17 protein-coding genes and 3 pseudogenes are annotated in these 19,196 nt (G+C 34.5%); 14 read left to right on the top strand and 6 right to left on the bottom strand.

Annotated features, from left to right (window positions below; translation table 11 throughout):
- The first annotated feature begins 140 nt into the window (after positions 1–140).
- Both ABH961_RS20980 and ABH961_RS20975 read left to right on the top strand, forming a co-directional pair.
- Positions 141–1,025: an alpha/beta hydrolase gene (locus ABH961_RS20980; RefSeq protein ID WP_404519917.1), complete on the top strand. Its 885-nt coding sequence runs from the start codon at positions 141–143 to the stop codon at positions 1,023–1,025.
- A 238-nt stretch (positions 1,026–1,263) separates the two neighbouring features.
- On the top strand, positions 1,264–1,539 hold the full coding sequence (locus tag ABH961_RS20975; protein ID WP_098080440.1) for a hypothetical protein: 276 nt from the start codon (positions 1,264–1,266) through the stop codon (positions 1,537–1,539).
- 113 nt (positions 1,540–1,652) lie between these two features.
- Here ABH961_RS20975 and plsY read toward each other — a convergent pair whose 3' ends face one another.
- Together plsY and ABH961_RS20965 are read right to left on the bottom strand one after the other, a co-directional pair.
- Positions 1,653–2,285 carry a glycerol-3-phosphate 1-O-acyltransferase PlsY gene (gene plsY / locus ABH961_RS20970; RefSeq protein ID WP_048543696.1) on the bottom strand — a complete coding sequence of 211 codons (633 nt, stop codon included), beginning with the start codon at positions 2,283–2,285 and terminating at the stop codon, positions 1,653–1,655.
- Positions 2,286–2,404: 119 nt separating this feature from the next.
- Positions 2,405–2,594, bottom strand: a pseudogene (locus ABH961_RS20965) (hotdog family protein); the annotation flags it as partial.
- 147 nt (positions 2,595–2,741) lie between these two features.
- On the opposite strand from ABH961_RS20965, the pseudogene ABH961_RS20960 reads away from it, so the two are divergent.
- Positions 2,742–3,462, top strand: a pseudogene (locus ABH961_RS20960) (ketoacyl-ACP synthase III); the annotation flags it as partial.
- 160 nt (positions 3,463–3,622) lie between these two features.
- On the top strand, positions 3,623–4,534 hold the full coding sequence (gene menA, locus ABH961_RS20955) for a 1,4-dihydroxy-2-naphthoate polyprenyltransferase (protein WP_098152481.1): 912 nt from the start codon (positions 3,623–3,625) through the stop codon (positions 4,532–4,534).
- Positions 4,535–4,783: 249 nt separating this feature from the next.
- On the opposite strand, the pseudogene ABH961_RS20950 reads toward menA, so the two are convergent.
- A pseudogene (locus ABH961_RS20950) lies at positions 4,784–5,704 on the bottom strand (IS4 family transposase); the annotation flags it as partial.
- A gap of 321 nt (positions 5,705–6,025) precedes the next feature.
- Between ABH961_RS20950 and ABH961_RS20945 the strand changes: the two are divergent.
- A complete protein-coding gene (locus ABH961_RS20945; protein ID WP_098222077.1) occupies positions 6,026–6,877 on the top strand; it encodes an exosporium leader peptide-containing protein in 852 nt (283 codons plus the stop codon).
- A 249-nt stretch (positions 6,878–7,126) separates the two neighbouring features.
- Here ABH961_RS20945 and ABH961_RS20940 read toward each other — a convergent pair whose 3' ends face one another.
- The gene (locus ABH961_RS20940; protein WP_000218931.1) at positions 7,127–7,327 is read right to left on the bottom strand and encodes a DUF1657 domain-containing protein; all 201 of its coding nucleotides are present in this window, start codon (positions 7,325–7,327) and stop codon (positions 7,127–7,129) included.
- Positions 7,328–7,538: 211 nt separating this feature from the next.
- On the opposite strand from ABH961_RS20940, the gene ABH961_RS20935 reads away from it, so the two are divergent.
- The gene (locus tag ABH961_RS20935; protein WP_048543702.1) at positions 7,539–8,765 is read left to right on the top strand and encodes a phospholipase D-like domain-containing protein; all 1,227 of its coding nucleotides are present in this window, start codon (positions 7,539–7,541) and stop codon (positions 8,763–8,765) included.
- A 378-nt stretch (positions 8,766–9,143) separates the two neighbouring features.
- Here ABH961_RS20935 and ABH961_RS20930 read toward each other — a convergent pair whose 3' ends face one another.
- Positions 9,144–9,443: a hypothetical protein gene (locus ABH961_RS20930; RefSeq protein ID WP_001191994.1), complete on the bottom strand. Its 300-nt coding sequence runs from the start codon at positions 9,441–9,443 to the stop codon at positions 9,144–9,146.
- Positions 9,444–9,992: 549 nt separating this feature from the next.
- On the opposite strand from ABH961_RS20930, the gene ABH961_RS20925 reads away from it, so the two are divergent.
- The 5 genes from ABH961_RS20925 (at position 9,993) to ABH961_RS20905 (ending at position 13,274) form a co-directional block, all read left to right on the top strand.
- Complete coding sequence (locus ABH961_RS20925) at positions 9,993–10,901, top strand: acyl-ACP desaturase (protein ID WP_098642951.1); 909 nt, start codon at positions 9,993–9,995, stop codon at positions 10,899–10,901.
- Positions 10,902–11,117: 216 nt separating this feature from the next.
- Positions 11,118–11,579 carry a CarD family transcriptional regulator gene (locus tag ABH961_RS20920; protein ID WP_000486298.1) on the top strand — a complete coding sequence of 154 codons (462 nt, stop codon included), beginning with the start codon at positions 11,118–11,120 and terminating at the stop codon, positions 11,577–11,579.
- Between the two features lie 547 nt (positions 11,580–12,126).
- Positions 12,127–12,273, top strand: coding sequence for a BC1881 family protein (locus tag ABH961_RS20915; protein ID WP_000738548.1), 147 nt, complete (start codon positions 12,127–12,129; stop codon positions 12,271–12,273).
- Between the two features lie 295 nt (positions 12,274–12,568).
- Positions 12,569–12,802, top strand: coding sequence for a hypothetical protein (locus ABH961_RS20910; protein WP_098048388.1), 234 nt, complete (start codon positions 12,569–12,571; stop codon positions 12,800–12,802).
- Positions 12,803–13,040: 238 nt separating this feature from the next.
- Positions 13,041–13,274, top strand: a complete 234-nt coding sequence (locus tag ABH961_RS20905) for a YuzF family protein (RefSeq protein ID WP_098048389.1) — start codon at positions 13,041–13,043, stop codon at positions 13,272–13,274.
- A gap of 67 nt (positions 13,275–13,341) precedes the next feature.
- Here the strand turns inward: ABH961_RS20905 and ABH961_RS20900 are convergent, their stop codons facing one another.
- A complete protein-coding gene (locus tag ABH961_RS20900) occupies positions 13,342–13,617 on the bottom strand; it encodes a hypothetical protein (protein ID WP_001087713.1) in 276 nt (91 codons plus the stop codon).
- A gap of 393 nt (positions 13,618–14,010) precedes the next feature.
- On the opposite strand from ABH961_RS20900, the gene ABH961_RS20895 reads away from it, so the two are divergent.
- From ABH961_RS20895 to ABH961_RS20885, 3 genes are all read left to right on the top strand, one after another.
- Complete coding sequence (locus ABH961_RS20895) at positions 14,011–14,373, top strand: Na-translocating system protein MpsC family protein (RefSeq protein ID WP_000798165.1); 363 nt, start codon at positions 14,011–14,013, stop codon at positions 14,371–14,373.
- 592 nt (positions 14,374–14,965) lie between these two features.
- Positions 14,966–16,498, top strand: coding sequence for an NADH dehydrogenase subunit 5 (locus ABH961_RS20890; RefSeq protein ID WP_098080436.1), 1,533 nt, complete (start codon positions 14,966–14,968; stop codon positions 16,496–16,498).
- Positions 16,498–19,122: a DUF2309 domain-containing protein gene (locus ABH961_RS20885; protein ID WP_098080434.1), complete on the top strand. Its 2,625-nt coding sequence runs from the start codon at positions 16,498–16,500 to the stop codon at positions 19,120–19,122. The genes ABH961_RS20890 and ABH961_RS20885 overlap by 1 nt, the downstream gene beginning before the upstream one ends.
- The last annotated feature ends 74 nt before the right edge of the window (positions 19,123–19,196 follow it).

Here is a 19,196-nt window from a genome sequence, read left to right as displayed (position 1 = left end):
TTTGGTGCTTTCTAACTCTCGTATTCTATAAAAATTATTTGCGAAAAAGGGATTTGGATACATTTGTAGAATTTATTTATTCTGAAAAAACAATTTTGTATTCAAACTAATTTACATCTAATAATTAGAGGAGATTAAAAATGAATCACTTTTTTGTAGAATTTGGCGAATATGAAGCAAATGTTTGTGAATGGGGAGATAAAAGTAATCCTCAACTCATTTGTTTTCATGGTTTAGGAAGTACAAAATTAAGTTTTATCGAAATAGCGCAGCTTTTACAGGATAAATATCATATTGTATCGTTTGATCTACCAGGACATGGGAAAACACCAAGTTTTGGGAAGGATGAAGATTACGGTGCATCCCATTTAACAAATTGGGTAGTAGCGTTACTTGAGGGGATAGGGAAAGAAACATTTCATATAGTAGCACATTCATGGGGAGCAAGCGTTGCGCTTCACTATGCAGCAAAATGTCCAGAAAAAGTGAATAAAATGGTATTGTTAGATGGTGGTTATCATCATGGTAAAATGAATGCGGATTATTTTGCGAATCTATATAAAGATGCGGAAGAAGGAGAGTGTCCACCGCGATCATTAGAGGAAGAAATTACCCATTACGAAAAAGATTTTGATGAATATATTTTTGACAGTAAAGAAGCGTTCATCCAATCAGAAAAAATGGTTTACAGTAGATGGTCACCATTAATAGAACGTGCGGTTTATGACTTAATGCGAGAAGAAGCTAATAAAGTGAAATGGCATGCTACTGGCGATACGGCTAGAAGTGTAATTAAGTTTCAATATACGGTGTATAAAACGTTGGAATCTCATAAAATTAAAAGCGATATTTTACTATTGTATTGTGATCTTCCACATAATTATTTAGAAATAAGAGAATTGCAGATTGCGGAATTTAGGAAGCATATTGATATTACGACTAAGCTTTATACAGATACAGGGCACTTAATGCATTGGGATAGACCGGAAGAGATTGCCGAGGATGTTTTACATTGGTTCATATAAAGGAGGTCCGTTGTTCGAATTTGAGCAACGGATTTTTTTGATACGTTACCTGAAAAAGAAACAAGTATCTCTAAACTAGAGGAAAGTAAAAAATAAAGAAAAGAGGTTGCCAAAAGTAACTATTTAGCGACTTTTTGGGACAACCTTTTCTTTTTGTTCTATATTTTAAAGAAAATTTAGAATAAAATAAAAATATAGTCACCTACCTATTATTCACTAATGAAAAGAGGTTAGCGAAATGCAACTGAAGTATGGGAAGCACATTAATATATTATCTATTGTTCTAACTTTGTTCTCTTTTTCTGTAATTGTAAGTTTCTCTACCTGGTTGAGTAGATATTCAATTCCCAACCTTGCTACAATGCTTAAGGTAACAATGTTGAGTGCATTTATTCTTGGAATTATGGGGTTTAGACAAGAGAAAAGCGCACTAGCGATTATAATTATGGGAATATGTGCCTTTGCTCTAGTCGTTCTATATACTTATGCGGTTATAAGTTTTCTTGAGCATTAAGCACCATAAAAAAGAAACGAACATTTTTGTTCGTTTCTTTTTTTGGGATGAATCGTTGCCGTACCTCTTAGACGGTTAACTAACCCCGATTTTTTTCCATTTTGACGACATGCTCAATGCCGCAGAAAAATAAGTTTATTTTCTGTTCCTGAAAGCAGCCTTTTTATATTTTCCATATGTCTGAAAATAACCATAAACGCCATTAGGAATGCAAATATGTAAAAATATAAGGTGTTCCCAAAAACAGGAATAAATGAAATGACCGCAACAAGCAATGTAGCACATATTGTACCTAAAGAGACATAACGGGTTAAAGCTACTATTATCACAAAAAAGCCAAGGCATAAAAGGGCCATAACCCAGTCAATCATAAACAGCACAGCCATTGCTGTAAGTGCTCCCTTGCCCCCTTTAAACCCAAAATATATCGGCCAGTTATGCCCTATAACCGCCCCTGCGCCTGCCGCTAAAAGGCTTACGCAATCTTTAGCCTCTCCCGAATAAAAGTAAACGCTAAGGAACAAGCCTATATAACAAGCAATTATCCCTTTTAATATATCTCCCGCAAGAACAAACACCGCAGCAGATTTCCCAAGTACTCTCAGAGTATTGGTAAGCCCGGCGCTTTTGCTTCCATGGCTTCTTATGTCCTTTCCGTATATTCTCCCTACAATCACCGCTGTATTAAGGCTGCCTAAAAGGTAGCCCAAAGCTAAGGCCGCAAAAATCTTTAAAATATCAATCATCACTCTTCTCCCTTTAAATTATTCTAAATTTCTTTTATTTCTCCATTAATGCAGGGTTTTAGCATTGTCCTTCTCCAGAAAACTTTTCAATAAACTCCTACTTTTTTTATCCATGTTAAAAGGGCATCTACAATAAGGATGCTAATAAAGACTGAATAATCAGAAAAAACTAGTAAAAAATACTTCATTAGTCACAATATTTTTGAGCCAAACTGCACGCTTTCCTTCTTCTACTTCAATGATCCAATCACTTAATAAAAGGGGGTAACGATGGGGAATAATTTCTTTAATTTGTTGAATATTGAACATGAATTTCTCTCCTTTATACCATAGATAGATATTTTAGTTAGTTTAATTTCCTAAAATTTCATGTTCGAATATCGACAGAATTTATAACCTGGTACTATTATTTGATTATATAACTAAGTGTAAATATAGTAAAGGGGAGATAAATGTGTGCAATCAAAAGCACGAATTACAGCTATTGGTACCTATGTACCTGAAAAAAAGCTGACCAATGATGATTTAGAAAAACTAGTAGATACAAATGATGCATGGATTGTACAAAGAACTGGGATGAAGGAAAGAAGAATTGTTGGTGATAACGAATATGCTTCCACGTTAGCTTTTAATGCTATTGAAAACTTAGTGGAACGTTATCATAAAAGTCTTGTCGACGTGGATTGTATTCTCGTTTCAACAACTACGCCTGACTACACTTTTCTAAGTGTAGCCTGCCAAATACAAGAGCATTTTAATATTCAGCATACAGGCGCTGTTGATTTCAATGCGACTTGTGCTGGTTTTACATATGGATTACATCTGACGAATGGTTTAATTACATTTGGTCTTCATCGTAAGATTTTAATTGTAACGACAGAAACCTTATCTAAGATTACAGACTATACAGATCGAACTACATGTATCTTATTTGGAGATGGAGCCGCAGCCGCAGCTGTTTTAGTAGAGAGAGATGAAGAAGTGTCTAGCTTTATAGCTACCCATATTGGGACAAATGGGGAAGGAGGTATGCATGTATATCGTAAAAATTTATCTACTACCATGTTTGGAAATCCTTTAAAAACACATGGGAAGATAGTTCAAAATGGAAGAGAAGTATATAAGTGGGCAGCACGGACACTACCAATTGGTATTAAAGAATTGTTACGTCAAGCAGATTTACAACTGGATGATTTGATGCAAAGTTATCGTGCAAGCAAGAGCATGAAAGTTCTATCGCCAATTCTTTTTTTGATATAATAGATGTGAAGCAGGAAATAGAGAGAAAGATACTGCTAGTCATTTATACTTAAAAGGTAGGGAGATTGAACAGAGTTATGGGGAATGAAAAAGAAATTAGTTCCGCTAAATTAATATGGAAGATGACGCGCCCGCATACATTAACGGCGACATTTTCTCCTGTAATTTTAGGGACAGTGGCATCGCTTTATGTTGCCGAAATTCATTGGCTTTTATTTATTGCAATGATGGTTGCATGTTTAGCATTGCAAATAGCGACGAACTTATTTAATGAGTATTATGATTTCAAACGTGGATTAGATACCGCTGATTCTGTTGGCATCGGTGGTGGAATTGTCCGTCACGGATTGAAACCAAAAAATGTGTTAACAGTTGCGCTTTTATTGTATGTAGTAGCAGCAATTATTGGAGTTTATATTTGTATGAATAGCAGTTGGTGGTTAGTCGTCATTGGTTTAATTGGGATGGCGGTTGGCTATTTATATACAGGTGGTCCATTACCAATTGCGTACACTCCATTTGGAGAATTAGTTTCTGGATTGTTAATGGGGACATGTTTTGTACTCATCGCTTTCTTTATTCAAACGAATACGATAACAATTGAAAGTGTATTGATTTCCATTCCAATTGGAATTTTAGTCGGTGCAATTAACATGTCTAATAACATCCGAGATATCGAAGAGGATATTAAAGGAGGAAGAAAGACATTAGTAATCCTCCTTGGGAGAGAAAAAGCAATAGTAACATTAGCTGTAGCCTTTTTCATTGCTTATTTATGGATCGCGGTGATTGTATTGATGGGTTATATAAGCCCTTGGGCATTAGTTATGTTCCTAGGTTTGAGAAAACCAATCTCTGCCATTCAAAGTTTCCAAAAAGGAGCAAAGGATCCAGGGTATATGCGCATTGCAATGAAATCAACAGCGATGACAAATACGATTTTTGGCTTCTTATTATCGGCAGGATTATTAATTAGTTATCTGTTTTAAATAAAAACTATTGTTTCGTGACTAAACCTCGATTTCTCGATTTTAATATAGAGATATTGGGGTTTTATTTTTATAGCGTGTATTTTCCCTTTTAATCAAAAGCAAACTTTAAAAACAAATAAAAATATCGAGCATGTGAGCATCAAGAACGGAAGTGCATGGAATATACATCTTTAGCTTGATGGGTATGTGGCGGTACCCCATCGCTATCAAGCTAAGCCCGTGTTACGTCAATGATAAGCAAGATTGTTTCTTTTTTTCTCTTACAACTTGATCTTGTAATCGTTTTTGTTGTTGTTCTTTTGTTAGTCGATGAACAATCACACGAGTTGGGACTTTATCAGTCATTCCTACATAAGGATCAGCTATTTCACATGTTTGTCCTGGTTGAAGGGAGCTCATTAACGTCTCCATATCTATCTGTATATACTCTGTACCTTTCTTAATTCTTCCGTCTTGAAAATAATCAGGATTAGGATTTTTTTGATAAATACGTGTATTCGACTTGATACGAGAGATATAGTAGGCCTCTTTATCTGGTATATATTGAAGGTCTTTTAAATGAAAATAACCTAAATTTCGGATACATAAATCATTCGCTGTCACAGTTGGGGCACACAGAGAGCCGTAAGTGCAATCATGTTGTTTACCTGGACCTGTATGAATATGTAGAAACTGTCCACTTAACAAATCATACTCAAGTTGAATTTTTATCCCAGCTGTATGGCTGTATCCTCCTGCACCTGGATAAACCGATGAAAATATATCCGGGAGTTGAAATGCAGTTGAATCTAAAATACGAATACGCTTGAAAACAGAAGTGTATGGAGAAGAAATCTGCATAGATGCGGCCAATTTTTTGCTTAGTAGTTCGGCTAGTAGGTGTTGTAAAAGTTGGACGGCCCCCTTATTAAACCGTTGATTCAGTCCCTCAGGACTGATGAGTACTTCTGTTGATGCTTCTAAACAGCTAGATAACTGAGTTAAAGAAGTCATAGCTATATTTTGGCTCAACCATACACATAAAGCTACTAAATCTTTTGCTTGGTACTTACTGGTTCGTTGTACAAAGCCAACATCTTTTGCAAGATCCCGTAAGGTATTTGGAGATAAAAAACTTTGAATCTCTTGAGCAAATAGTTGTAATTCGTCATACACAGAAACAGACATAAAAAACGCCATCCTTTCCTATGATTCTACAGAAAGAATAGCGTATTTTTTCTACTTAGGGCTATTAAAGTCGCTTAATTTGATAGGCATGTTGTGAAATACCCACAAGAACAGGCTTCATTAAAATTCTATATACCTCTTTCGAATGGGTGCACTCTTTGCGCCAGAACCAAATTTACTATTAATACACAAATACTATCATTGGATCATCACAAAACACACAATAGTAAAGATATAGCATATTATATGGTGATAAATAAATTTTATGAAGGCTAATTGTATATATTCCTATAATAAAGTATATCTGTAGGAGGTAGTTACATGTTTGATAAAAACAAAATACTTCAAGCTAATGCATTTAATTCAAATTTAATTGGTCCTACACTTCCACCAATTCCACCATTTACTCTACCAACAGGCCCAACGGGAGGGACAGGCCCTACAGGAGCAACAGGAGCAACAGGAGCAACAGGAGCAACAGGAGCAACAGGAGCAACAGGAGCAACAGGAGTAACAGGAGTAACAGGTTCAACAGGTCCAACAGGAGTAACAGGAGTAACAGGTCCAACAGGTCCAACAGGAGTAACAGGAGCAACAGGTCCAACAGGAGCAACAGGTCCAACAGGAGTAACAGGAGTAACAGGTTCAACAGGAGTAACAGGTTTAACAGGTCCAACAGGAGCAACTGAAGGTTGCCTTTGTGATTGCTGTGTTTTACCTATGCAGAATGTTTTACAACAACTTATTGGGGAAACAGTGCTTCTTGGCACTATTGCAGATGCACCAAACGCTCCACCACTTTTCTTTTTATTTACTATTACTTCTGTAAATGATTTTTTAGTTACAGTTACAGATGGTTCCACATCCTTTGTAGTCAATATTTCTGATGTAACAGGGGTAGGTTTTTTACCGCCGGGGCCATCTATAACATTACTTCCACCTGTAGACTTAGGATGTGAATGTGATTGTCGCGAACGACCAATTAGGGAATTACTAGATACGCTTATTGGTTCTACAGTGAATCTTTTAGCAAGTACTGGTTCTACTGCAGTAGATTTTAACGTGGAACAAACAGGTCTTGGTATAGTTCTAGGTACTTTACCTATAAATCCAACTACAATCGTTAGGTTTGCTATTTCAACCTGCAAAATTACAGCTGTAAACATTCTCTAAAATTTAGAGATGCATAATAAAAAATAGTATCAAATGCCCATCAACCCAACATTTTGAAGTACCCCAAAAACAAAAAAATGTACATTTTCACCTGAGGATGCCAATTTTTTCGTTTTGGGGTAATTTTGAATTCTTAAATTGATGGCAATATGGTGAGACCCTTTAAGCGTAATTAGCATTATGATAATCGTTATTTAAGCTGGGCACTCTTCCATGGGGACGATATTCTATGTGAAAGGTATTATGTTATTACTTGTACTGAGGCTCTTCATGTTCAATTTGTTGAAGACGAGGATTTAAAGATTCAATAATTTCTTGAGCTTGTTGTGCTGCACCTTTATATAATTGTTTTGCTTGCTTGTTATCAGTATCAAGAACAAATCCTTCTAGGCATGCTTGAGCACTCTTTAATCCAGCGATAGTTTGTTTAAGTTTAGTACTTACTGTCATGTAGTATTCCTCCTTGTAAATGTACTTCAAAATATAGAGTGCCTATTTTGTTATCGTCGTACGAATTCCAATTTTAGGGTTATGCGAATGAGAAATTTTATAGTTAATCATTCAAAGAAGGCTTTTTTTAGCTAATAGATGCATGGAATAGTTTTGTCCCAATAACAAAAACTAACAGAAATAAAACGATAATATATAAAGGAGATTCAATATGCTGAAAAAGATAGGAAGAATTTTTCGAGTATTCCTCTTTTTATTTATCGGTGGATGTTTAGTTCTGTTTGTTTGGGGTGAAATTGACAGAACGATAGCCGAAAAAAATGGGGTATTTAGCCAGAATTCTAGTCAATACCCTATGCGTCAAAGTGATATTACTTTGTATACAGATGGGAAACCGTTAAACAATCAACTATTCTCAGATATAGAGAAAGCAAAGCATTACGTGCATGTTAACTTTTTTTCTATTGCTGATGATAAAGTAAGCCATCAGTTTCTAGAGTTATTACGGAAAAAAAGTCAAGAAGGTGTAGAAGTATACTATGCTTTGGACAGGTTAGGTGGAATTTTACTAAAGAAAAAGGAAAGAGAATTATTAGTTAAAAAAGGAGTTCATTTTACATATTACAATAAACCTGCTTTCCCTTATCTTTTTTCTTCTTTGGATCATCGGAATCATCGTCGTATTTCAGTTATTGATGGAAAGGTTGGTTACATTGGCGGATTCAACATCGGAAAGAAGTATTTAGGGGAAAAAGAAAAACTTGGTTATTGGAGAGATTATCATCTTCAAATACGAGGAGAAGGAGTTCAAGATTTAGAACAACAATTTGTATTAGACTGGAAGAGAAACTCAGAGAAACCGATTCCGATACACAATGCGGTAAAGGAAAAGGGAGCAACCTCGCAACGATTTACTGCATATTATAGCGGAGAAAAAATTGGGCAAGATTATAAAATGCTGTTTCAACAAGCAAAAGAATCCATTATTATATTAACACCTTATTTTATACCAAAAGACAGAACTATTTGGAACGCATTAGTAGATGCAAGAAAGAGGGGAGTCCGTGTCAAAATTCTATTCTCACCTCATTCGGATGCACTATTAGTTAAAGAAGCAGCATATCCATATATCCGAAAAGCATTAAAACAGGGGATGGAAGTATATGGTTATAAAAATGGGGTGTTACACGGTAAAGTATTTTTGATTGATGAAAAAGTATTGATGGTTGGGACCGTGAATTTTGATTCACGCTCGTTTCATTTAAATGAAGAAATGAACTGTTATATTCATGACCCTATCTATATTTCGAGAATAAAACCAGTGATTAATGCAGACTTACAAAATTCAAAGCAAGTAACATCCTCTGACGTCAACCAATTATCTATAAAAGAAAAAATAAAAGAAAAGGTTGCAAAAATGTTTGAGTATTATTTGTAAAGACAATGTATTTTTATACTTGGATAACAGGGGCTATATGCTTAGTGATTTTACATATTCTCAATGGAATCAGCTGGGCAGTTGCTACAAGTTCGATAGAAAAGGCTGTGATTGATGTATTCCACGATCTCGTCGTGGAGAAGCAATGGCATGGCTTTAGGACCAATATTAGATCTTTGGGTAATCTTAGGTTGATGGCGGTATCCCATCAACCTAAGAAAACAGGTCACCTCCAAAACGATAAATAAGCTTTTTTCACAATAAAACCTAAAAATTTCGTTTTGGGGGTGTTATAAAACTTTATCTTGATGGAAATGGGGCGGTACCCCTGGTTTTAAGTTAAAAAAATCCCCGGAAATAAACCTTTTATAAATATGATTATTTTATTTCGAGGGGCTCCTTATAAATCTTAGCTATATATTTTACGAAATCAATGACGGGATAGTGTATGAGTGAACGGTGCTGCGTAAAACGGATCCCTTCTTTTTCCATTTTCGAAATGAGTTGTTCAATTTCCAACTCTTTTTGTTGTATCCTATTATAATTTTGATATACAATGTTTTTCCATTGATAGGAAGAACCATGAAAAAAATTCTCCCCTTTTACCCTGTGACTAAATATAATTTCTATTTTTTCTCTACGCTGTTTTTCCTTCATATGCGCTTCCGTTGACTGCATGTTTATCGCCTCTTCCCTTTTTTGGTATACTGTTTCACAAAATTTGGTCTAACTCATCATAGCCAATGTGCATTAAGCTTGTTGGGAATTGTCGTTTAAGGCTATCTCATCAACTATATTTTTTTCAAGCGCTTAATCTAATATATTGGATTATAATCTTACGTCTAAATAAGTTGATAGTGTTTATAAAACACTATCAATCTTTATTATAAAACGATTCTTTATAGGCATGCACCTTTTTACACTCACCAAAATTTACAACATGACGAGTATCGTTATCCATGAATGTTATTCTGTATTTACTGAGGTTAGTTTTTATTTTGACTAACTAACATATTGTTTGCCTCAATATCTATTTTATAAAAAAGAAAATAGATGTAACGGTCCCTCTTTTGATAAAAAAATCCTATGAAAATATAGCACTCTTAAAGAGTTTTGTTACAAGTTTGTTATGTTTGATTTAAAAAAAGGAAAGTAATATTTATTTGTAGAAAATTTTTAGAGATAAAAATAAGCTGAATATTCATGGTAAGAAAAGGGGGCACTTATATGCTAACAAATGATTTAGATTTCCGATTAGAACCACGTTTAAAAAAACTGTATGAACAACATAAAATAAGAGCGCAGAAGATAGACTGGGGCTATCATGAGTTTTTACCATGGGATAAGGGAATGGACTTTAAAAGAGTTCCTTGGGATGAAAGTCAAGTTACTCTCCCTTCTGGTGTAATTACGGCCATTGAAACAGCTTTATTAACAGAAGTGAATTTACCATGGTTTACAACGTATTTATCTGCGACTTTTAAAGGTTCCCTTTCTGTTATTACAGACTTTATTCATACTTGGACCTCAGAAGAGGATCAACATTCGAATTTATTAGAGACATATTTACTACTCACTCGAAGTGTAAATCCTAAACGTATACATGAATTAAGAAAATCAGTCGTTGAGTGTGGATTTGAGCCTGATTTTCATACACCAATCGAAGCCATGACGTATACGACACTACAAGAACTTGCAACAATGGTGTTTTACAATAATGTAGCTAAGGTGGCAAGTAAGCATGATCCAGATCTTGCTACATTATTACGCCGTCTTGCAAAAGATGAAACACTTCATTATGCGTTTTATCGAGACGTTATTCGAACACATTTAGAATTGGAACCAAATTATTGCTACCATATTGCCAATGTGATTAAGAATTTTAAAATGCCAGGTGCCGTCATGCCTGATTTTGAAAATAGAATGGCTGTGATTGCAAAAGAAGCAAACTATGGGCCACTACAATATTTTGATCAAGTACTTGATGTAGTGGTTGAGTATTGGGGGTTAAAAGACTTACGACCAATTGCCCCTCTAGCAGAAAAAGCAAGAATTGAGATTTTGGAGTATCATATAAGATTGAAAAAAATACGGGATCGATTTGGCCGTTTTCAAGGAAAAACTGATCTACGTTAATGAGTAGAGATTTCAGAATATACGCGTGGGAATTCCCTTTTCTTTTATTCGAAATCTAGAACGCTCTCTATTATTTTACGGCTGTTTTCCTTAATTTAACTTCCGAAGAAAAAAGTGATTGACACCAAAAATAAACTCATGATATTATTAAATATTTGATAAAAAATAACATATGTGTTAAGCTTGAGAAGGTTACCACATATGGAGGTGGGTTATATGTTTCAAATTGGCGATAACATTGTTTATCCAATGCACGGAGCAGGTATAATTGAAGCCATAGAAGAAAAAGAGTTCTCAGGGAAAAAGCAACTTTATTATGTCATAAAAATGTCCATTAGTAATATGCAAATCATGATTCCTAAGGGGAAAATATTGAGTTCGAATATACGCCCAGTTATTGATATACTTACATTAACGCGCATTATACACATTTTTCAGCATGGAGAATCAGGCGAATTAATGCCTTGGAAACAAAGGTATAAAGTAAACACAGATAAAATAAAAACGGGTGAAATACAAGAAGGTGCTGAAGTTATACGTGATTTAATCCGTATAAAGAAGGAAAAAGCACTGAATACAAGCGAAAAAAAATTGTTGGATGATGCATATAAATTTTTGGTCAGTGAGCTAGAATTAATTAAAGGAATCACTGAAAAACAAATAAAAAGTTTCTGTTGAGATTTATTATAAATACTGTATGACATCCCTCGGAAATATCCTGAATTTTCTGGGTATACATTGATTATTAAAAGGAAAGTATTTCAAAGATATTCAATTTCTTCAACTCACTTTTAGAGTAGATACCTCTTTTGTTACTACTTCAATCTAATCCATTTTTATTTTTAAATTTCTTTTACGAACGTTTGAAGTTTCATCAAATAACTCGATTAAATAGTCACTTGATTTTTACAATCCTGATTCACACTGGCACGGACAAGGAGCCGTAAGGATGAAAGAGAGGTAGGGCTTTCATTGTTTTAGGTAATATACTATCTAAGTCATTATTTCTAGAAGAAAAAACAATGAATCTCACCACTATCTTTAAGAGTGTCTTATATCTACTGAGACGGTGAATAGTAATTGTTTATCTTCTTTACGTAAAATTGATAAACGAACTGGTAACACCATATGGTCAACTACAAAAAATTGGTTTCCAGACCAGGAAACCAATTTAAATTTTATTTACATACCAATAGTAAATTAAGCAGTAAGAAGGAGTACACACATGAAAAAAATGTTAACAAAAGAATTAAGTAATGAATTAAAGAAGCGAGAAGGGATCATCTCTATTACAGTTGAGTCTTATGAAAAAATCGAAGTTGGTGGAATTCGTGTAGATGGACCAGCTATTATTCTAATTAATCAAGAATAGGTAAAAATAGTTGCATACAAGGAGAAAAGGATCGGCCTTTAAGAGAAGGGGGATCCTTTTTGCTTGTTGCAGCTAATATGGGATATACATAACTTTTATCTGATTTGTTGGGATTAAAAGAAAGGAGAGGGTCGGGATTATCATGGTGGAGAGCTTAATATTGGTAGGATTTCTTTTTACGTTATATAAATTAGTTGATAAAAAACAAACTAATTATTTAAAACGATAGATTGTTTCCTTCTTAAGGGCTAGATTTATTTGAGAGTGAAATGGATTATTTAAAGGAGGAATTTAGATGGATGCAAGGAAAGAACGCATAAAATACGAGAAGATGTCAAAGAATTATGACCGTATTTATTTAGTTTCGTTTATCCTATTAATTATACTTGTTTGTAGTAGTGTGATTATCATAGGAGCTACAGGAGGAAAATATGGAGTGTTTTTATTGTTAGCAATTTTACTTAACGCACGTATTACGAAAGAATCTCAAAAAAAGTATGAGTACTATTCTAATAAAGGGCGTATTTAAAATGATACATATGCTGAAAGGAACAACCTAGATGTACATTCAAAATATCCCTATATAATCACCTATTAACTAGTAAAAGTAACTTTATATAAATAATTTTTTAGCAATTTAGGAATAGAAACCGTATCTTATTAAAATGTTATTTCCGTTCATATAATGAATTATCCTTCTAGCATATTTATAAGATTTATATCATATATTAGTAGAAAGAATGCAAGTTAGAAAGGAGTCTTATAGAATGAGTTATTCGAAAGGAAATGACTTGAGTGAACAACATATGGTAAGTGTGCCTAATCCCTATGTATATCAGACATTACAATCAATAATTGGTAAACATGTGGTTATTGAAACTGTAAGAGGAAATATAAGAGGTAAATTAAAGGATGTGAAACCTGATCATTTGCTCATTGAAGATACGGTACCATATATTGTACGCATTCAACAAATTGTATGGATTATGCCAAAACAATAATCAAATTACATGTAATTTGATTTATAACAGATTAGCGTCATAGAGCATCAAATAAAAACACAGGGTTTTATCTCTGTGTTTCTTCAAATTTTCGTTTTTGGATATATGCTTGAGCATGGATAATTTCTTTCTGAAGTTCTTTTAATTCTTTCGTAGATCCAGATTCAATCCTCATGTACGTAGTAACTAGACTAATCATCATATCCATCTTCTCTACTATATTTTGAATGACCTGTTCAGATTGCTCTTTTTTAGGGTGTTGTATTGCTATTAAAGCATTCTCTATATAATTGTTCTTTCGTTGCTGGATATCATAAATAAACTGTTTTGTGTTTGAGTTCATTTGTTATTCCTCCGTTTTGGATATACTTCTATTCTATCATATTTGAATGGAAAATATTAGATTACCCTAAATTCACACCTGTCTCGTACATCTCCTCAAATATACAACCTAATCTCTTAACGTACAGGGGTCCTGCCCCATCGCTATCAAGCTAAGAAAATACAACTCCCCCCATAATGACCTTTTTAGAAATCTATGCAACAGAGCCTTTATTGTAAGAGTATCTTGTTGGGAATGATCAAAAAAATCTATATTGGAATATAAAAAATCACTATGATATGAAAGGATACCTTGCAACAACCCCAATAAATTCTTCTCAATAATTGAAAATAAAATCAATCCAGATTATTATATTGTTATTGTAAATTTATTTTATTTAAGGAGGATACATAAATGAAAAACTCAAAAGGTTCTATTGAATCAGAGATAAGTAAAGCAATTACTCACTGGGAAAAGGACTACCTAGGACGCGGGTCTATATCAGTTAAGACAGATATATTACGGGATATGATTATCGTAAATTTACAAGGTATTTTAACGCCGGCTGAATATACTGTTTGCGAAACAAAAGACGGTATGTTAACGATAAAGAAAAATCGTTCGGAGTTAGTTGAATCTGGAATTGAAGATTTAAAAGAGATTATACTAGAATTAACTGGAGAGAAAGTGAAAAGCTTTCATACGGATATAAGTTCCCGTACAGGTGAACGAGTAATGATTTTTAAATTGCTTCATAATCTTGAGGAAAAGTTTTAAAAATAAAAAACATCTTAAGATTAGTGGAAGGATTAAGAAACCTACAAGTTTTGCACTTTATTAACATACTAATAATTAAAAATCTGAAGTTATTTAAGTATAATAAATCTTAAAAACTGATAAAGAAATTGACAAATTGCTTAATATGGTTTATCTTATAATTGTTTTAAAAATTAATAGATGCTCATTTTAACAGTTTGCTATAATTAAGGCTTTAGCATTTTTTTAATATGTAATATTGACTAAATGAAAAAGTTTCTTAATTAAAAGATAGCGTATAACATAAATTGATATATTGATTGCACAATCTAGGAGATTAGAAATATACTTTTCTTTTTAACAGGAGTAATACATACATTATCCTCTATAAAATGGGAGCTCTTCAAAAAACTTTATTGAAGTTAGTTGAAGGGAAACCGACAATCTCCATAATTCAATGATGATATAAAATCATTGAATTATGGAAGTTGTCGGTTTTTTTTATGGGAAAAAACGATGTACTAAAAAGAGTGAATGAAAATTGAAATTAAAAAACTATCGTAATTAAAAGGAATTTTTACAGTTTATTTTCGTTTGAAAGGGAGTATTATACATGTTAATTTCGCTGAGTTCATCGACACTGTTAACATTATTTTTTATGGCGCTTAGCGCTTCTTGGCTAAGTGGATTATTGTTTTTACATGCAAGGATACCTTTACGTTTTGTTCATATCCATATCGGTATCGCTGCTTTGCCTTCATTGGTTTCTTTACTCGCACTTGTTAATCACAATGGAGATAGAGTTGTGGGGCCTTGGCATCTAGATACTTTAGCTTGGTTCATGGCTTTCTTTGTTCTTACAATTGGTCTAATCATTCAGCGTTTTTCTATACGTTACTTACTGGGAGATCGCTCATATCGAAAATACTTTGCACTTTTTACATGTACTACAGGTGTATCTTCGGTTGCATGGTTAAGTGATGATCTTCGTTTCATGATTATTTGTTGGGGAGCAACTCTTATAGGATTGGTTCTACTCATAGGGCTAAATAAAGGGTGGAAAGTAGTTAGTGAAGCAACAAAAATTTCTAGTTATTTATTTACAATAAGCTGGATTGCCTTGCTAGCAGCTATCATTTGGCTTTTTCAAGTCACTGGACAGTGGCAGTTAACATCAGTTTTAACGAATGAAAATGTAGCTCAATTTGGAACATTGGAGAAAACAGGAATTAACTTATTCATTATATTAGCTGTGATGATTCCAGCAGCACAATGGCCTTTTCAAAGATGGTTAATTGAGTCAGCTGTTGCTCCAACGCCTGTTTCTGCTATTATGCATGCGGGGTTAGTAAATGCTGGCGGTATCATGTTAACTAGATTTTCACCTCTTTTTCATGATGATATGGCACAAATCATTTTACTAATTTTCTCTAGTATTTCTGTCTTAATCGGAACAGGAATTAGCCTAGTTCAAGTTGATTATAAACGTCAGCTAGTGGGGTCAACTATTGCACAAATGGGGTTTATGCTTATTCAATGCGCATTAGGAGCCTATTTGGCGGCTGTTATTCATTTAATTTTACATGGTTTGTTTAAAGCTACACTGTTTTTACAAGCTGGTTCTTCAATGCAACGTTTTGGGGCAGTGAAGCAGTCTAATGAAAAGATATCTAATTTATGGATTATGGTCGGACGTGTTTTCGGATTATGTATAGCGATTGCTTTTTGGTTTACGACTTCTGGAGAAGGGTATGAATTAGTTAGTGCGTTCATCTTAGGGTGGTCATTATACTTTTCATGGAAACAACTTGTTGTTTTTGGAGAGGGAAGAATGGGACGAATTGTTGGCGTATTTATTTTAGTTGGATTTTCTCTCATTTACTTTACCGTTCATAATTCTCTTTATAAATGGTTGCATACTGACATGTATCAAAATGTTCAACCTTCAGCTTCAGCCGTTATTTTTGTTATATGTCTCTTATTATTTGGTAGTGCTATTAGTACTCTCGTTACTCGTAATCAATCCTCTACTATATTTGCTGTAATGTATCTTTGGTTCGTTCGAGTAGGTGAGGCGAGACAAAAGTCAGTAGAAAGTCATCCAAGCTATCTGAAACATTATGTATCAAAGGGAGGTAATCAGTGATGAGCATACCGTCAATCGTAACGAAAGAAACCTTAAGAAAGAAAGATACAAACATTGAAGTACAAGAAAAGAATATGAATGATTTAGTTGAATCTGCTAGCCGAGTGATTGCACCACTTTGGCCGATTGCTACATTTGCAGCTCATCACCCTTGGATGGGACTTGAAAAGCAATCATTTGAACAAGTTGCAGATTGGTTAAAAGAAACTCGTAATGTGGATATATATCCTAGTGCTACTATGATTCATTCGGCAAAGGCGAAAGGGGAGATTAAGGAATCATTTTTACAAAGTGGCTTGTCTCGTTGGCTTGATTCACAATCTTTTCATATCCCGCGAAAGAAAGCGGAGCAGTTTTGTCAAGCAGCTTTAAAATTAGAGAAATTACCTTCTAGTTTATTATCATCGCCACAATTAAATAAACTGGCAGAAGAAATGAGTTATATAAATACAGGAAGTATGAAAGACTCTTCTATGCAACCAATAAGTTCACTTATAGAGAATCAAAAGGGTGACAACCTATTTGATATTCTTAATTATCACATCATTAAATGGTGTAAATTATATTTGGATGACTCCGGGTCAAGTTGGACGATGCCAAATCGAGAGAAAGGTTTGTATCGTGCATGGCATCACCTTATTACATTTGATCCGGCGCTCAGTAAAAATGAGCGTAGCGTTTTAAAAGATTGGCCAGAGGATGCCGAGATAGCTTTAACAAGAGCTTTATCTGAATTAGGAATTTCTAAATCTAACATGCAAGCTTACCTTGAAGGTCACTTGCTTGCTTTGCCTGGGTGGGCAGGAATGATATTATGGCGTTCCCGACAGTCAACTCAGGAGCAGGAACTCGTTATAGAATATTTAGCCGTTCGAATTTCTATGGAGCTGGCCCTTGTAAAATCTTATTTACCTATAAAAAATCAAAAGGCTGAGAAAAAAGTTGCGATTGTCCCACTTATAGCTTCTTGGATCTACTGGGGGAATATTTCAACCCTGGAATGGTCACAAATGTCTGCAGCTGAACAAAGCGAATTATTAGCATTTGCTTATCGTTTTGATGAAAATATTCGCAGGAAAATTTGGCTAGAAGCTTGGGAACAGACGCATGCAGAGCAATTAAGGGAGAAGATTGCTTCTAAACAACGTGCAACTAATGATAAAAAGCGTGTATTAGCTCAATTAGCATTTTGTATTGATGTACGTTCAGAACCGTTTCGTCGCCACCTTGAAAAATTAGGTCCGTTTGAAACGTTTGGAATAGCTGGTTTCTTTGGGTTACCAATTGCGACTAGTGAACTAGGTAGTAATGACAGTCATCCTTCTTTGCCAGTTATATTAAAACCGAAACATCAAATAAAAGAGCTCACGGATGAAAATGAATGCAAATCTTATCAACAACGCAAGAAGATAGACAGCTCATTAAGTTATACGTTTAAAACGATGAAACAAAATGTACTGACAAGTATGTTACTACCTGAGGTAAGTGGCCCTTTACTTGGTTTACAAATGGTGACAAGGAGTTTTGTGCCAAGAAGAGTAGGGAGTTTCATTCGTAATCTTCATAAAACTATGTTACAAAAACCCGATACAACATTTTCGCTTAATCATGTTCATGATACAAAATGTGAGATACCTATCGGTTTTACTAAAGAAGAAAAAGTGAACTATGTGCGTCAAGCTTTAAAAATGGTGGGATTGACAGAAAAATTCGCGCCTTTAGTTGTAATGTGCGGGCACAGTAGTCAAAGTACGAACAACCCTTATGCTGCAGCGCTTGAATGTGGTGCTTGTGGCGGAGCAGCAGGAGGATTTAATGCAAGAGTTTTTGCTACTTTATGTAATCTTCCAGAAGTAAGAGAGGCGTTGTCTGCCGAAGGTATTAAAATTCCGGAGGATACCATTTTTGCAGCAGCTGAACATAAAACAACCGTGGATGAATTGGAATGGATTTATGTCCCAGAACTTTCGGAAACTGCGCAAGAAGCATTTGATTGTATTGAATCAATTATGCCAAATGTGAGCCAACATGCAAATAGAGAGCGTTTAATGCAATTACCTAATTTTAAAACGAAAATAAAAAATGCGAGTAAAGAGGCACATCGATTTGCAGAAGATTGGAGTGAAATACGTCCGGAATGGGGATTAGCCCGTAATGCATCTTTTATTATCGGACAGCGTGAATTAACTCAGGATTGTGACTTAGAAGGTAGGGCTTTCCTTCATAATTATGATTGGAAACAGGATGAAAGTGGGGATATATTAGCTAACATCATTGCAGGACCAGGAACAGTAGCTCAGTGGATAAATTTACAATATTACGCTTCAACTGTGGCTCCTCATTATTATGGTAGTGGAAACAAAACAACCCAAACTGTAACGGCAGGTCTCGGTGTTATGCAAGGAAATGCAAGTGACTTGTTGCCAGGTTTACCTTGGCAGTCCGTTATGCAGTCAGATAGTGAGACGTATCATTCACCACTTCGTTTACTAATTGTAATTCAAGCACCTATTGAATATATAGAGCGTTTGCTAAATAATGATTTCACATTTCGAGAAAAAGTTCAAAATGGATGGGTTAGACTGGCAAGTGTTGATCCAGAAGGGCAATGGAAAAACTGGTAACAATCATGTAATGAATAATGAACTATCGTTACTAGTTTAAAAGTTTCATAAATACAATAATGAAGAAGGAGTGC

It is taken from the genome of Bacillus sp. RC251 (assembly GCF_044908765.1).
Taxonomy (GTDB): domain Bacteria; phylum Bacillota; class Bacilli; order Bacillales; family Bacillaceae_G; genus Bacillus_A; species Bacillus_A wiedmannii.
Note: the sequence above shows the minus strand (reverse complement) of the source record. Positions and strands in the feature narration are given on the sequence as shown.

What these genes read in the sequence shown, in the direction of transcription:
- ABH961_RS20890 (WP_098080436.1), top strand. Translation starts at nt 14,966, where the DNA reads ATGTTAATTTCGCTGAGTTCATCGACACTGTTAACATTATTTTTTATG.
- ABH961_RS20920 (WP_000486298.1), top strand. Translation starts at nt 11,118, where the DNA reads ATGTTTCAAATTGGCGATAACATTGTTTATCCAATGCACGGAGCAGGT.
- ABH961_RS20945 (WP_098222077.1), top strand. Translation starts at nt 6,026, where the DNA reads ATGTTTGATAAAAACAAAATACTTCAAGCTAATGCATTTAATTCAAAT.
- ABH961_RS20915 (WP_000738548.1), top strand. Translation starts at nt 12,127, where the DNA reads ATGAAAAAAATGTTAACAAAAGAATTAAGTAATGAATTAAAGAAGCGA.
- ABH961_RS20905 (WP_098048389.1), top strand. Translation starts at nt 13,041, where the DNA reads ATGAGTTATTCGAAAGGAAATGACTTGAGTGAACAACATATGGTAAGT.
- plsY (WP_048543696.1), bottom strand. Translation starts at nt 2,285, where the DNA reads ATGATTGATATTTTAAAGATTTTTGCGGCCTTAGCTTTGGGCTACCTT.
- ABH961_RS20980 (WP_404519917.1), top strand. Translation starts at nt 141, where the DNA reads ATGAATCACTTTTTTGTAGAATTTGGCGAATATGAAGCAAATGTTTGT.
- menA (WP_098152481.1), top strand. Translation starts at nt 3,623, where the DNA reads ATGGGGAATGAAAAAGAAATTAGTTCCGCTAAATTAATATGGAAGATG.
- ABH961_RS20975 (WP_098080440.1), top strand. Translation starts at nt 1,264, where the DNA reads ATGCAACTGAAGTATGGGAAGCACATTAATATATTATCTATTGTTCTA.
- ABH961_RS20925 (WP_098642951.1), top strand. Translation starts at nt 9,993, where the DNA reads ATGCTAACAAATGATTTAGATTTCCGATTAGAACCACGTTTAAAAAAA.
- ABH961_RS20895 (WP_000798165.1), top strand. Translation starts at nt 14,011, where the DNA reads ATGAAAAACTCAAAAGGTTCTATTGAATCAGAGATAAGTAAAGCAATT.
- ABH961_RS20930 (WP_001191994.1), bottom strand. Translation starts at nt 9,443, where the DNA reads ATGCAGTCAACGGAAGCGCATATGAAGGAAAAACAGCGTAGAGAAAAA.
- ABH961_RS20935 (WP_048543702.1), top strand. Translation starts at nt 7,539, where the DNA reads ATGCTGAAAAAGATAGGAAGAATTTTTCGAGTATTCCTCTTTTTATTT.
- ABH961_RS20910 (WP_098048388.1), top strand. Translation starts at nt 12,569, where the DNA reads ATGGATGCAAGGAAAGAACGCATAAAATACGAGAAGATGTCAAAGAAT.
- ABH961_RS20940 (WP_000218931.1), bottom strand. Translation starts at nt 7,327, where the DNA reads ATGACAGTAAGTACTAAACTTAAACAAACTATCGCTGGATTAAAGAGT.
- ABH961_RS20900 (WP_001087713.1), bottom strand. Translation starts at nt 13,617, where the DNA reads ATGAACTCAAACACAAAACAGTTTATTTATGATATCCAGCAACGAAAG.
- ABH961_RS20885 (WP_098080434.1), top strand. Translation starts at nt 16,498, where the DNA reads ATGAGCATACCGTCAATCGTAACGAAAGAAACCTTAAGAAAGAAAGAT.